Source organism: Achromobacter sp. CF-sbj1-Ac2-l (assembly GCF_052698165.1).
In genome coordinates this window covers 1,197,004-1,209,785 of record NZ_CP199855.1, presented here as the reverse complement: position 1 = coordinate 1,209,785, position 12,782 = coordinate 1,197,004, and the positions used below count along the sequence as shown (strand labels likewise).

11 protein-coding genes and 1 tRNA gene are annotated in these 12,782 nt (G+C 65.7%); 3 read left to right on the top strand and 9 right to left on the bottom strand.

The genetic code is table 11. The features are described from left to right. Positions 1 to 74: 74 nt before the first annotated feature. The gene (gene rpsO, locus ACUDCK_RS05595; RefSeq protein WP_006223612.1) at positions 75 to 344 is read right to left on the bottom strand and encodes a 30S ribosomal protein S15; all 270 of its coding nucleotides are present in this window, start codon (positions 342 to 344) and stop codon (positions 75 to 77) included. Between the two features lie 317 nt (positions 345 to 661). Between rpsO and ACUDCK_RS05590 the strand changes: the two genes are divergently transcribed. After that, on the top strand, positions 662 to 1,180 hold the full coding sequence (locus ACUDCK_RS05590) for a hypothetical protein (protein WP_054501674.1): 519 nt from the start codon (positions 662 to 664) through the stop codon (positions 1,178 to 1,180). A gap of 60 nt (positions 1,181 to 1,240) precedes the next feature. Here the strand turns inward: ACUDCK_RS05590 and pssA are convergent, their stop codons facing one another. From pssA to ACUDCK_RS05570, 4 genes are all read right to left on the bottom strand, one after another. Beyond that, the gene (pssA, locus tag ACUDCK_RS05585) at positions 1,241 to 2,014 is read right to left on the bottom strand and encodes a CDP-diacylglycerol--serine O-phosphatidyltransferase (RefSeq protein WP_006389119.1); all 774 of its coding nucleotides are present in this window, start codon (positions 2,012 to 2,014) and stop codon (positions 1,241 to 1,243) included. Between the two features lie 236 nt (positions 2,015 to 2,250). Beyond that, entirely contained in the window at positions 2,251 to 3,267 is a 1,017-nt protein-coding gene (gene ilvC / locus ACUDCK_RS05580) for a ketol-acid reductoisomerase (protein ID WP_049071830.1), read from the bottom strand. Positions 3,268 to 3,335: 68 nt separating this feature from the next. Beyond that, positions 3,336 to 3,827, bottom strand: a complete 492-nt coding sequence (gene ilvN, locus ACUDCK_RS05575) for an acetolactate synthase small subunit (protein ID WP_006217868.1) — start codon at positions 3,825 to 3,827, stop codon at positions 3,336 to 3,338. 10 nt (positions 3,828 to 3,837) lie between these two features. Beyond that, positions 3,838 to 5,553 (bottom strand): acetolactate synthase 3 catalytic subunit, encoded by a 1,716-nt coding sequence (locus ACUDCK_RS05570; RefSeq protein ID WP_049071827.1) that lies wholly within the window; start codon positions 5,551 to 5,553, stop codon positions 3,838 to 3,840. Positions 5,554 to 6,047: 494 nt separating this feature from the next. On the opposite strand from ACUDCK_RS05570, the gene ACUDCK_RS05565 reads away from it, so the two are divergent. Beyond that, positions 6,048 to 8,270 carry an FUSC family protein gene (locus tag ACUDCK_RS05565; RefSeq protein ID WP_059269447.1) on the top strand — a complete coding sequence of 741 codons (2,223 nt, stop codon included), beginning with the start codon at positions 6,048 to 6,050 and terminating at the stop codon, positions 8,268 to 8,270. A 78-nt stretch (positions 8,271 to 8,348) separates the two neighbouring features. On the opposite strand, the gene yaaA is transcribed toward ACUDCK_RS05565, so the two are convergent. The 3 genes from yaaA to ACUDCK_RS05550 all read right to left on the bottom strand — a co-directional run bounded on the left by yaaA (position 8,349) and on the right by ACUDCK_RS05550 (position 11,311). Beyond that, the gene (gene yaaA, locus ACUDCK_RS05560) at positions 8,349 to 9,119 is read right to left on the bottom strand and encodes a peroxide stress protein YaaA (RefSeq protein WP_054417545.1); all 771 of its coding nucleotides are present in this window, start codon (positions 9,117 to 9,119) and stop codon (positions 8,349 to 8,351) included. A 16-nt stretch (positions 9,120 to 9,135) separates the two neighbouring features. Continuing rightward, on the bottom strand, positions 9,136 to 9,918 hold the full coding sequence (locus ACUDCK_RS05555) for a 3-hydroxybutyrate dehydrogenase (RefSeq protein WP_049071820.1): 783 nt from the start codon (positions 9,916 to 9,918) through the stop codon (positions 9,136 to 9,138). 148 nt (positions 9,919 to 10,066) lie between these two features. Continuing rightward, a complete protein-coding gene (locus tag ACUDCK_RS05550; RefSeq protein ID WP_175167746.1) occupies positions 10,067 to 11,311 on the bottom strand; it encodes a cation:proton antiporter domain-containing protein in 1,245 nt (414 codons plus the stop codon). A gap of 255 nt (positions 11,312 to 11,566) precedes the next feature. Here ACUDCK_RS05550 and ACUDCK_RS05545 point away from each other — a divergent pair. Beyond that, positions 11,567 to 11,657 (top strand) — tRNA-Ser (locus ACUDCK_RS05545). 68 nt (positions 11,658 to 11,725) lie between these two features. Here the strand turns inward: ACUDCK_RS05545 and ACUDCK_RS05540 are convergent. Then, positions 11,726 to 12,706: a Bug family tripartite tricarboxylate transporter substrate binding protein gene (locus ACUDCK_RS05540; RefSeq protein ID WP_144655872.1), complete on the bottom strand. Its 981-nt coding sequence runs from the start codon at positions 12,704 to 12,706 to the stop codon at positions 11,726 to 11,728. Positions 12,707 to 12,782: the final 76 nt, after the last annotated feature.

Here is a 12,782-nt window from a genome sequence, read left to right as displayed (position 1 = left end):
AAATGAAAAACCGTGGCCGTCGCGACATGCGTCGCACCGACCACGGTTGCGTCATGGGGAGCCAGCCCCGTCGATCACTTGCGCAGACCGAGTTTTTCGATCAGTGCGCGGTACGAATCGGGATTGCGGCCCTTGAGATAGTCGAGCAGCTTGCGGCGACGGCTGACCATACGCAGCAGACCGCGGCGCGAGTGATGGTCCTTCATGTGTTCTTTGAAGTGACCGGTCAGTTCGTTGATACGGGCGGTGAGCAGAGCCACCTGGACTTCGGGGGAGCCGGTATCGCCTTGAGCGCGTTGGAACTGCGCAACGATATCGGATTTCTTGATGTCAGCTACAGACATTGATGACCTCTTCGGACATGCGACAGGGCCGAGGCGCCCTGACGTGGTTTGGAAAAAAATCGCGGCCGGCGATAAGCGTTGTTGCGTTCTCACTGCTGCTTCGGGACCACCCTGGAAATGCCGGAGAACAAGGTTTGGCGCCTTATTTGCTCCCGCTCCAGCCAGCCCCGTTGCCGGCGCAAAGCATCTTGCAAAATCAATACACTTGATAAAGCCTGCTGATTATAGCCGATTCGCTAGAATTACCCCAGTGACGCCACCGCCCCGCCGCCGTGAGTCGCGCCGCCGACTCGACGGGAGGCCACAGGAGCAACAATATGTCGAATTATTACAAACTTGCCCGCACCACCCTGGCCGCTGCGGCCCTCGCCAGCCTGGGCGCCTGCGCCAACCTGGCCCAGGTCGCCCCCGGCACGCCCCTGGCCGACGTCCAGGCCCAGTTCGGCCGCCCCAACTTCGAATGCCCGCAGGCCAACGGCGGCCGCCGCGTGATCTGGACGCAGCAACCCATGGGCCAGTATGCCTGGGGCGCCAACGTCGGCGCCGACGGCCGCGTCGACCGCGTCATGCCGCTGCTGACCGACGCCCACTTCAAGGTGCTGGAACAAGGCCAATGGAGCCCCGAGCGCGTGCGCTGCGAGTTCGGCCCGCCGGCCCGCATCGACCAGGCCGGCCTGGGCGAAAAACGCGAGGTGATCTGGTCGTACCGCTACAAGGAAAACAGCGTCTGGAATTCGCTGATGTACGTCTACATGGGCCGCGACGGCAACGGGGTGACGCACTTCCATCCCGGCCCGGACCCGATGTACGACGATGACCGCTTCATGTGGCGCTGATGCCACCATGAAAAAACCCGCCTGCATCCAGGCGGGTTTTTCGTTTGGCGGGCGACGCGCTCAGGACGACTGGCCGCGGCGCTCCTGCTGCAGCCGGCGGGCGCGGTTCCAGCGCCAGGCCCAGATGACCCAGCCCGAAAAGCCGTACAGCACGAACAGGCCGAACAGCACCACCGGGGGATCGCTGGACACAAACACGAACACCGCCACCACCAGCAGGATGCCCCAGAACGGCACGCTGCGGCCCAGGGCGAAACTCTTGCCGCTGAAGAACGGCGCGTTGGACACCATGGTGATGCCGGCGTACATGGTCAGCGTGAACGCGACCCAGGCCATCACGCTGTCGTGGATCGGCAGCTTGTTGTCCACCGCCAGCCAGACGAAACCGGCCACCAATGCCGCCGCCGCCGGGCTCGGCAGGCCCTGGAAATAGCGCTTGTCGACCACCGCGATATTGGTATTGAAGCGCGCCAGGCGCAGCGCGGCCCCGGCCACGTAGACGAACGCCGCCAGCCAGCCCCAGCGGCCCAGGTCGTTCAGGATCCATTCGTACATCACCAGCGCGGGCGCCACGCCGAACGAGGTCATGTCGGACAGCGAGTCGTATTGCTCGCCGAAGGCCGATTGGGTGTTGGTGAGGCGGGCCACCCGGCCATCCATGCCGTCCAGCACCATGGCCACGAAAATGGCGATGGCGGCGACCTCGAAGCGGTTGTTCATGGCCTGCACCACGGCATAGAACCCCGCGAACAACGCCGCGGTGGTGAATGCGTTGGGCAGCAGGTAGATGCTTCGGTGGCGGTTCTCGGAATCGCGCATGGAAAAATTGGGCATGGTCTCAATTACTTACGACAGACATTGAAAGGTTAACTCATCTGGCCCCGCAACGGGCCGCAGCAAAGGCCATGCCCGCCGCGATCCGGCCCCGCCGGCGCGCTAAGCCCGCCCGCGCTCCCCGTGGCGCGCCCGCCTTCGCGCACATTCTGCGCAAAGAAAAACGGCATGCCCTCGCCAGGCATGCCGCTTTCGGCCGGCGCGCGCGGGGCGCAAACCCCGCGCGGAAACCGGAATCAGTTCTTGGACTTGTCCACCAGCTTGTTGGCGGCGATCCAGGGCATCATGGCGCGCAGCTTGCCGCCCACCACTTCGATCTGCGATTCCGCGTTGATGCGGCGGCGCGAGGTCAGCGTCGGGGCGCCGGCGGCGTTTTCCAGGATGAACTTCTTGGCGTATTCGCCGGTCTGGATGTCCGTCAGGCACTGGCGCATGGCCTTGCGGGTTTCGTCCGTCACGATCTTCGGGCCGGTCTCGTACTCGCCGAATTCGGCGTTGTTCGAGATCGAGTAGTTCATGTTGGCGATGCCGCCTTCGTAGATCAGGTCGACGATCAGCTTCAGTTCGTGCAGGCACTCGAAGTAGGCCATTTCGGGCGCGTAGCCGGCTTCCACCAGCGTGTCGAAACCGGCCTTGATCAGTTCGACGGTGCCGCCGCACAGCACGGCCTGTTCGCCGAACAGGTCGGTTTCGGTTTCTTCACGGAAGTTGGTTTCGATGATGCCGGCACGGCCGCCGCCGTTGGCGCTGGCGTACGACAGGGCCACGTCGCGCGCGGCGCCCGACTTGTCCTGGTACACGGCCACCAGGTGGGGCACGCCGCCACCCTGCTTGTAGGTGTTGCGCACCGTGTGGCCGGGGGCCTTCGGGGCGATCATGATGACGTCGATGTCTTCACGCGGCACGACCTGGCCGTAGTGGACGTTGAAGCCGTGGGCGAAGGCCAGGGCGGCGCCCGCCTTGATGTTGGCGTGCACTTCCTTGTTGTAGACCGAGGCGATGTTCTCGTCGGGCAGCAGCATCATGACGATGTCGGCCGACTTGACGGCTTCCGCCACTTCCTTGACCTGCAGGCCGGCGTTGGCGGCCTTGTCCCACGAGGCGCCGCCCTTGCGCAGGCCGACGATGACCTTCACGCCCGAGTCGTTCAGGTTCTGGGCGTGGGCGTGGCCTTGCGAGCCGTAGCCGATGATGGCAACGGTCTTGCCTTTGATGAGGGAGAGATCGCAGTCTTTGTCGTAGAAAACTTTCATGGGGTGCTCCAGATATCTTGGATATTCGTTGGTTCGTATGTAGGGTGCGGCTTGGCCTGGAAGGCCGGTCAAATCTTCAGAATCCGTTCACCGCGGCCGATGCCGGACACGCCGGTGCGCACGGTTTCCAGGATGGCACTGCGGTCCAGGGCTTCCAGGAAGGCCTGTACTTTTTCCTGCACCCCGGTCAATTCGATGGTGTAGGACTTGTCGGTCACATCGATGATGCGCCCGCGGAAGATATCCGCCATGCGCTTCATTTCCTCGCGTTCCTTGCCGACCGCGCGCACCTTCACGAGCATCAGCTCGCGCTCGATGTGCGCGCCTTCGGTCAGGTCCACGACCTTGACCACGTCCACCAGGCGGTTCAGGTGCTTGGTGATCTGCTCGATGACCTCGTCCGAGCCGGTCGTGACGATGGTCATGCGCGACAGTGTGGCGTCCTCGGTGGGCGCCACGGTCAGGGTCTCGATGTTGTAGCCCCGCGCCGAGAACAGGCCGACCACGCGCGACAGCGCGCCGGGCTCGTTCTCGAGGAGGACGGAAATCACGTGCTTCATGGTGGCCTCCTTACAGGTCTTCAGAGCCGAGCAGCATTTCGGTCAGCCCGCGGCCGGCCTTGACCATCGGCCACACGTTTTCGGTGCGGTCGGTGATGAAGTCCAGGAAGACCAGGCGCTCCTTGTGTTTCTTGAACGCTTCGCGCAGCGCCGGCTCGACGTCGGCCGGGCGCTCGATGCGCAGGCCCACGTGGCCGTAGGCCTCGGCCACCTTGACGAAGTCAGGCAGCGAATCCATGTACGACTCGGAATAGCGCGAGCCGTAGTCGATCTGCTGCCACTGCCGCACCATGCCCAGGAAGCGGTTGTTCAGGCAGACGATCTTGGGCGTCAGGCGGTACTGGGCGCAGGTAGACAGTTCCTGGATGTTCATCTGGATCGAGGCCTCGCCGGTGATCACGGCGATGTCATGACCCGGATTGGCCATCTGCACGCCCATGGCGTACGGCAGGCCCACCCCCATGGTGCCGAGGCCGCCGGAGTTGATCCAGCGGCGCGGCTTGTCGAACTTGTAGTACTGCGCGGCCCACATCTGGTGCTGGCCCACGTCGGAGGTGACGAAGGCGTCGCCGCCGGTCACTTCCCAGAGCTTTTCCACCACGTACTGCGGCTTGATGACCTCGTCCGAATTGGCGAACTTCAGGCATTCCTTGCCGCGCCAGGTCTCGACCTGCTCCCACCACTTGGCGATGGAAGCCGGCTTGTGCTCGGCCGAGGCGGCCTCGTACTGCGCGCTCAGGTCGGCCAGCACATCCTTGACGTTGCCGACGATCGGGACGTCCACGCGCACGCGCTTGGAGATCGACGACGGGTCGATATCGATATGGATAATCTTGCGGGCGTTCTGGGCGAAGTGCTTGGGATTGCCGATCACGCGGTCATCGAAACGGGCGCCGATGGCCAGCAGCACGTCGCAGTGCTGCATCGCCATGTTGGCCTCGTAGGTGCCGTGCATGCCGGGCATGCCCACGAACTGGCCGCTGCTGGCCGGGAAGCCGCCCAGGCCCATCAGGGTGCTGGTGCAGGGCGCGCCCAGTTGCGACACGAGCTTGTTCAGCTCGGGCGCGGCGTTCGACAGGATGACCCCGCCGCCGGTGTAGATCATCGGCCGCTCGGCGGCCAGCAGCATCTGCACGGCTTTCTTGATCTGCCCCTGGTGGCCCTTGTTGACGGGCGCGTAGGAACGCATCGAGATCTCGCCCTTGGGCGGGGTGTACTTGCACTGCGCGACGGTGATGTCCTTGGGGATGTCCACCAGCACCGGACCAGGACGGCCGGTGCGCGCGATGTAGAACGCGCGGCGCATGGTTTCGGCCAGGTCCTTGACGTCACGCACCAGGAAGTTGTGCTTGACGCAGGGACGGGTGATGCCGACGGTGTCGCATTCCTGGAAGGCGTCCTCGCCAATGGCCGCAGTGGGCACCTGCCCGCTGATGATGACCATGGGGATGGAGTCCATGTAGGCGGTGGCGATGCCGGTGACGGCATTGGTCACGCCCGGACCGCTGGTCACGATGCAGACGCCGACCTTTTGCGACGAGCGCGAATAGGCATCGGCCGCGTGCACGGCGGCTTGCTCGTGACGAACCAGGATATGCTGGAATTTGTCCTGCTTGAAAATCGCGTCGTAGATGTAGAGCACCGCGCCGCCAGGGTAGCCGAAAACGTGTTCCACGCCCTCATCGGCCAGGCAGCGCACGACGATATCGGCGCCATTCATTTCCATGTTGTCATTCCTTTCAAAACCGGCCCTGCAACCCTGACTGCTGCGCGCCCGGATACGGCGGCAACGGAACCCATGCCGGCTACGGCAACATGATCCGGCGCTTAGCGGCTCACGGAGCCACGCCACCCGGACACCCTGCCGACCCGACATACGTTCGACAGAACGCAGTGCAAACGCCCCTGGGGGACGCTGGAGGTCGAAATGGAAGCCTTGGCAACACACGCTTGTGGCGCGGCCAACGGCAAATAGGTCTGCTGCAAGATGGCTGGGAGGTGACCCTGGCCATCCGCCTCATCGCGCCGGTTTCGGATAGGCAGACCGGCGCAAGTGGAGCAATTTACCGCGTTGCGTCAAACGTAGCAAATCGAGGTTTCGCGGACGTTGCACGGAAGTCGCGCCGCGCCATGCGGGAAAGTCTGGTAACCATCTGGCCCCTAAAACGCGACCGGCCTCTCTATACTTGACGCGTCACCCGGATTCGAGTCCCGCCGCCCATGGATCTGCGCATTGCCAGCATTCGCCGTTTTCTCTACAGCCACTACTTCTTCGGCGGGGTGCGGCAGGGCGTCGGCATGCTGCTGCCGGTTCTGGTGCTGGGCGGCTTGTTCGGTCACTACACCACCGGCCTGGTGGCCACCTTCGGGGCGCAATGCCTGGCCATCATCGACCAACCCGGCGGGCCGCAGCGGCACCGCACCAACGAGATGCTGGGTGGCGCGGCGCTGGGCACGCTGACCGTCATCATCACCGGCCTGGCCTCGACCAACCCGGTGCTGATCTGGCTGGTGGTCATCGCGCAGTGCTTCGTCTATTCGATGTTCACGGTGTTCGGCAAGCGCGGCGGCCTGATCGGCTTTGCCGGCCTGCTGCTGATGACGTTGACCATGCATTCGCCGCTGGAACCGCACGAGGTGCTGGCGCACGCCGCCGCGACGCTGGGCGGCGCGTTGTTCTACGTGGCATTCAGTCTGGGATTTTCACGCTTGTTCTGGCTGCGCGAGGAACAACAGGCGATGTCGGTGGCGCTGTTCGCCACGGCCGACTACGTCGCCGCGCGCGCCGCCTTCTACGATGAGACCGCCGACCTGGACGAGGCCTACCGCAACCTGATCCAGCGGCAGTCGGTCATGACCGAAAAGCACCAGGCCGCGCGCGACATGGTGCTGCGCGCCCTGCCCCGTGGCAAGGGCCTGGGCGACCGCCAGCGCGTGATGATCTGGAACATGTTCGTCGACATGTTGCAGCTGCTGGACACGCTGGTGGCCACCCACACCGACTACGCCGCGCTGCGGCGCGCGCTGGCCGGCAACGATTGCCTGATGTTCATGCGCGACGCGCTGGTGAAGATGTCGCTGGAGCTGAACCGCATCGCGCTGGACGTGTCGCGCGGCCGCAAGGTGCAATACCGCAGCAGCGCCAAGGCCGAACTGCGCGCCATCGAATACGAGATCGAGCAGCTCAAGCAACAGGGCCTGGGCGAACGCGAGCCCGAGATGCTGGCGCTGATCGTGCAGGTGCTGCGGCGGCTGCGCAACTCGGCCCGCATCGTCGACCGGCTGGCCGACCACACCGCCGCCTCGCCGCACGCCAAGCCCACCGACGTGCTGCGCATCAACAAATCGCTGACGCGCTTCATCTCGCGCCAGGAATTCCGGGTCGGCCTGCTGACCAGCAACCTGCGCCTGGACTCGCCGCACTTTCGCTACGCCCTGCGCGTGACGGCGGCGGCCGCCATCGCCATGACGCTGGCCAGCCGCTGGCTGTCGCCGGCGTTCTCGGCGCACAACTACTGGATCATGTTGACCATCGTCATCATCATGAAGCCGGGCTTCGCGCTGACCCGCCAGCGCAATGGCTGGCGCCTGATGGGTACGCTGATCGGCTGCATCTGCGCGCTGCTGCTGTTCAACGTCACCGACAAGCCCGCCATCCTGTTCGCGGTGCTGCTGGGCGCCTGCATCATGGGCAACAGCATGGTGCAGCTGAACTACATGGCCAGCGCCATCTTCAATACCCTGTTCGTGGTGCTGGTGTTCCACTTCGTCTCGCCCGGCACGGTGTCGATGGCGGTGATCGGCGAACGCGCCATCGACACGCTGATCGGCTGCGCGCTGGCGCTGGTGTGCAGCTACATCCTGCCCTGGTGGGAGGCGCGCTACCTCAAGCCGCTGGCGGCGGCCGCCACCCGCGCCAACCGCGAATACCTGATGGCCGGCATGCGCTACGTGGAAGCGATGCAGGCGCATGGCGCCCCGGTGGGCGCGGCCGCCGACGCCACCCCGGCGGTCACCGACGCCGATCTGGCCTGGCGCCTGGCGCGCAAGAACGTGCACATCGCCTTCAGCAATTTCGCCGAGGCCTTCTACCGCATGATGAGCGAGCCCAAGTCGCACCAGGTCAGCGTGCCCGAACTGAACAACCTGCTGATCCAGAACCACGTTCTGGCCTCACAGATCACCGCCGCCATTCCCATCCTGGCGGCCCTGCCCGCCACGCCCGAGGCGGTGCAGCGGGCGCTGGCCGGCATGGTCGACCTGCTGGACGAGAACCGCGCGCAGGCGCCCGCCGACCTGCCGACCCAGTTCGACACCGAAGGCGAGCAGGCGGCGCTGGTCTATCCCGTCAAGCAAATGATCAAGGCCGCGCACATGATCCGCCAGGAACTGCTGGCGCTGGCCGATCCGCAGCACGCGCCGCCGGTCGCGGCGCCGGCCTGAATCGAGCCGCCGCGCTTCGCCGGGGGCAAAAAAAGCCGGCCCTTTCGAGGCCGGCCTGGCGTGGCACCCGCGTCCCGTTCAGAGCTTGCGGCGGAACACCAGCTTGTCCTCGGTCGAGGCCGAGGCGTCATACTTGTAGCCTTCCAGGTCGAAGCCGTGCAGGCCCTCGGGCTTGGACACCTTGTGCAGGATGGCGTAGCGCGCCATCAGGCCGCGCGCGCGCTTGGCGTGAAAGCTGATGATCTTCCAGGCGCCGTTCTTCCAGTCCTGGAACACGCACTGCACCACGCGCGCCTTGAGCGCCTTCAGGTCGACCGACTTGAAATACTCTTCGGAAGCCAGGTTGACGATGACCGGCGCCTTCTGCCCGGCCTGGCGCTCGTTCAGGTACTCGGCGATGCCGCTGCCCCAATACTCGTACAGGTTCTTGCCCTTGGGCGTTTCCAGGCGCGTGCCCATTTCCAGGCGGTACGGCTGCATCAGGTCGAGCGGCCGCAGCACGCCGTACAGGCCGCTGAGGATGGCCACGTGTTCCTGGGCCCAGTCCAGTTGTTTGGCCGACAGGGTCGAAGCCTCCAGGCCCTCGTAGACGTCGCCGTTGAAGGCCAGCACGGCCTGGCGCGAATTGGCCTGCGTGAAGGTGCGCTTCCAATGCGCATAGCGCTGCACATTGAGCTCGGACAGTGCCGGGCTCAGGCTCATCAGTTCGGCGATGTCGTCCGCGGTCTTGGTCTTCAGGACCTTGATCAGGCCGGCGGCCTGGTCCACGAACAAAGGCTGGGTGTGCGTCTCGACGTGCACCGGCGAGTCGTAGTCCAGCTTCTTGGCGGGGGAAAGCAGAAACAGCATTCGAAGGTTCCTTTGATCAGCGCGCCGTCCAGCCGCCATCGACGGAGACGGTGGTGCCGGTGATTTGCGCGGCGGCATCGGAGGCCAGGAAGACGGCCGTGCCGCCCAGTTGTTCAGGCGTGACGAACTGCAGCGACGGCTGCTTTTCGCTGAGCAATTCGCGCGCGGCGGTTTCCTGGTCGACGCCGTTCTTTTCGGCCAGCGCCGAGATCTGTTTTTCGACCAGCGGGGTGCGCACCCAACCCGGGCAGATGGCGTTGGCGGTGATGCCCTGGCCGGCGGTTTCCAGCGCGGTCACCTTGGTGAAGCCGACCACGCCGTGCTTGGCGGCGACGTAGGCGGATTTGTTGGCCGAAGCCACCAGGCCGTGGGCCGAGGCGATGTTGATGATGCGGCCGAAGCCCTGCTTCTTCATGTGCGGCAGCGCGGCGGCGGTGCCATGGAACACGGCCGACAGGTTCAGCGCCAGGATGGCATCCCACTTTTCGGTGGGAAAGTCCTCGATCAACGCGGTGTGCTGGATGCCGGCGTTGTTGACCAGGATGTCGATGCGGCCCATCTGGCGCACCGCGTTGTCGACCAGGCCGCGCACGGCCTCGCCCTTGGACAGGTCGGCGCCGTCATACAGCACCTTGACGCCATGCTGGGCCGCCAGGCCGGCGCGCACCTTTTCGATCTCGGCGGCGTCGCCGAAGCCGTTCAGGACGATATCGGCGCCCTGCGCGGCCAGCGCGGTGGCGATACCCAGGCCGATCCCGCTGGTGGAACCGGTGACGACTGCGACTTTTCCTTTGAGCATAGATGTTCTCCTGTGGCGGGGCGCGGAAGGCGGGCGGCGGCCGGAACATGCCGGTCGGCGCCGTGGGCGAAACACGGGCTGAAAAACAGGGTCAAGTGTAGCTGCCCGGTAAGGCGCCCATCATGCCATGCCCCCACGCGGCGCGGGGTCAAGGCCGCGGCGATGGGGAATCCGATGGCTCCGCCTGGCCCGGCGGCGGCGCGGAATCCGACCGGTCCTGCGCCGTCTCGGCGGGCGGCGGCGCCGGCAGGTCCGCCATGCCCCCGAGGCGCTCCGGCACGCGCTCGAGCAGCTTGATGAGGATCGGCACCACGCCCATCGACACCGCCACCACCACTGCCAGCACGTCGCGCTGGTCCAGGTCCATCAAACGGTTGCTCCAGGCTTCGTTGAAGATGGCGAAGCTGAATTCGCCGCCCTGCGCCAGCACCATGGCGAACAGCAGGCGGTGATAGCGCGGCAGGCCCAGGAACCGCGCAAAGCCATACAGCACCAGCGCCTTGACCAGCAGCAGCGCCGTCACGCCCGCCAGGATGAAAGCCCAGTGATCCGCCACCACGTGCAGGTTCACGGACATGCCGATCGCGACGAAGAACAGGCCCAGCAGCAGGCCCTTGAACGGCTCGATGGCGTTTTCCAGTTCGTCGCGATAGCGCGACTCGGCCATCAGCACCCCCACCAGGAAGCCGCCCAGGCCGGCCGACAGGCCGGCGTAGTTGAACAACTGGGCGGTGCCGATCACCATCAGCAGCGCCGCCGCCGTGAACAACTCCTTCAACTGCGCCTTGGCGGCCCAGCCCAGCAGCCGCAGCCGGTAGGCCACCGCCACCACTGCCACCGCGATCAAGGCCTCCTTGAAGGACGGCTCCGACGCGGCACCGCTGCCCAGCAGCCCGGCCGCCACCAGCATCGGGATCGCCGCCATGTCCTGGAACAGCAGCACTCCCAGCGCCGAGCGCCCCATCGGCGTGCGCGTCAGGCCGCGCTCCTCCAATAGCCGCATGGCCACCGCGGTGGACGACAGGGCCAGCGACAGCCCGCACAACACCGCCGCCTGCCAGCCCATGCCGGCCAGATGGCGCAGCGCGGCGCCGAACACCAGCCCCAGCAGCAGCCCGCAGGTCAGCATCTGCGACGCCCCCAGGGTGAACACTTCATGACGCATGGCCCACAGGCGCCGGGGCGCCAGTTCCAGGCCGATGATGAAGAGCATCATCACCACGCCCCACTGCGACACATTGACCATGTCGCCCACGTCGGTCACCAGCTTCAGGCACGACGGCCCCACCAGCACGCCGGCCAGCAGGTAGCCCGGGATCGCGCCCAGCCCCAGCCGCTGGGTCAGCGGCACGCACAGGACGGCGGCCAGCAACAGGATGAGGATCAGATTCATCGGCGCGAAGCGTGCAATTCGAGACAGTCCGATTCTGCGCAAAGATTACCCATGCGGGAAGCCGGGGAAACCGTCTGAAGCGCCCAACATCGAAAGGCTTTACACAAAACTTTTTTTTGCTGTAGAATTGCGGGCTTCGCTGCTCCGACAACGCAGATTCTTCCGACCAGGAATCTGATCGTGGGAAACCAGGAACCGCTGATGGGCTCGCCCTGAACCGGCCACTGGAATTTCACCGTTGCGGAATCCAGCCACGGAGAGGTGGCAGAGTGGTCGAATGTACCTGACTCGAAATCAGGCGTACGGTATCCCCGTACCGTGGGTTCGAATCCCACCCTCTCCGCCAGTATTCAAAAAAAGGCCAATCCCCCGGGATTGGCCTTTTTCTTTGCCTTCTTGCCGCAAGTCCTGCCCCTACCCCTCGGCCACGATCTTCGCGTCCTGGATGGTCTTGGCGTACTTGCGCTGCTCGTCGCGCATGAAGTCGGCGAAGCGCTGCACGCTGCCGCCACCGTCTTCCGCGCCGACCTGCGCCAGCTTTTCCTGCACGTCGGCCATGGCCAGGACGCGGTCGATGTCCTGGTTCATGCGCGCGACCATGTCGGCGGGCATGTTGGCCGGGCCCACCATGCCGAACCAGATGCTGGCTTCGAACCCGGGATAGCCCTGCTCGGCCACCGTCGGCACGTCGGGCTGGCTCCTGGAACGCTGCCGCAGCGTCTGGGCCAAGGCCAGCACCTTGCCGGACTGGATCAGCGGCGTGGCCGTGGTCATGCCCTCGAAGCAGTACTGCACGTGGCCGCCCAGCAGGTCGTTCATCAGCGGCGCCGAGCCCTTGTAGGGCACGTGCAGCACATCGATGCCGGCGCGGGCCTTGAAGATCTCCAGCGCCAGATGCTGCGCCGACCCGCTGCCGGCCGAGCCGAAGATGATCTTGCCGGGCTGCGCGCGACACAGCGCCACCAGCTCGGGCAGGGTCTTGGCCGGCTGCGCCGCGCCGCCAATCAGCAGCGTCGGCGTCTTGCCCACCAGCGCGATCGGCGAGAAATCGCGCTCGGCCGAATAGGCCAGCCTGGGCTGCAGGCCGGGCGCGATGCCGTGGCTGTTGACGTGCGCCATCAGCAGCGTGTTGCCATCGGGAGGCTGGCGCGCCACCTGCTCGGCGGCGATGATGCCGGCCGCGCCGGCGCGGTTCTCGACGATCACCGGGATGCCCCACATCACGCCCAGCTTCTGGCCCAGCAGGCGCGCCAGCACATCGGTGCCGCCGCCCGCCGGAAATCCCACCACGATCTTGACCGGGCCCGGCGGCAGCGGTTGCTGCGCCCTGGCCGACGGCAGGACGAGCGCCGCCCCCAGCGCCGCGGCGCCGGTAATGAATTCCCTGCGTTGCATGGTTGTCTCCTCGCGCGCCGGGTCCATGCCCGGCGACTGTTGGTAAGCCTTGCCGGCCGCGGCCGGCTGGGCCGCG

Coding starts and splice junctions, on each gene's coding strand:
- rpsO (WP_006223612.1), bottom strand. CDS start 344: ATGTCTGTAGCTGACATCAAGAAATCCGATATCGTTGCGCAGTTCCAA.
- ACUDCK_RS05555 (WP_049071820.1), bottom strand. CDS start 9,918: ATGCTCAAAGGAAAAGTCGCAGTCGTCACCGGTTCCACCAGCGGGATC.
- pssA (WP_006389119.1), bottom strand. CDS start 2,014: ATGCCCAATTTTTCCATGCGCGATTCCGAGAACCGCCACCGAAGCATC.
- ACUDCK_RS05570 (WP_049071827.1), bottom strand. CDS start 5,553: ATGGAAATGAATGGCGCCGATATCGTCGTGCGCTGCCTGGCCGATGAG.
- ACUDCK_RS05590 (WP_054501674.1), top strand. CDS start 662: ATGTCGAATTATTACAAACTTGCCCGCACCACCCTGGCCGCTGCGGCC.
- ilvN (WP_006217868.1), bottom strand. CDS start 3,827: ATGAAGCACGTGATTTCCGTCCTCCTCGAGAACGAGCCCGGCGCGCTG.
- ilvC (WP_049071830.1), bottom strand. CDS start 3,267: ATGAAAGTTTTCTACGACAAAGACTGCGATCTCTCCCTCATCAAAGGC.
- ACUDCK_RS05565 (WP_059269447.1), top strand. CDS start 6,048: ATGGATCTGCGCATTGCCAGCATTCGCCGTTTTCTCTACAGCCACTAC.
- ACUDCK_RS05540 (WP_144655872.1), bottom strand. CDS start 12,706: ATGCAACGCAGGGAATTCATTACCGGCGCCGCGGCGCTGGGGGCGGCG.
- yaaA (WP_054417545.1), bottom strand. CDS start 9,119: ATGCTGTTTCTGCTTTCCCCCGCCAAGAAGCTGGACTACGACTCGCCG.
- ACUDCK_RS05550 (WP_175167746.1), bottom strand. CDS start 11,311: ATGAATCTGATCCTCATCCTGTTGCTGGCCGCCGTCCTGTGCGTGCCG.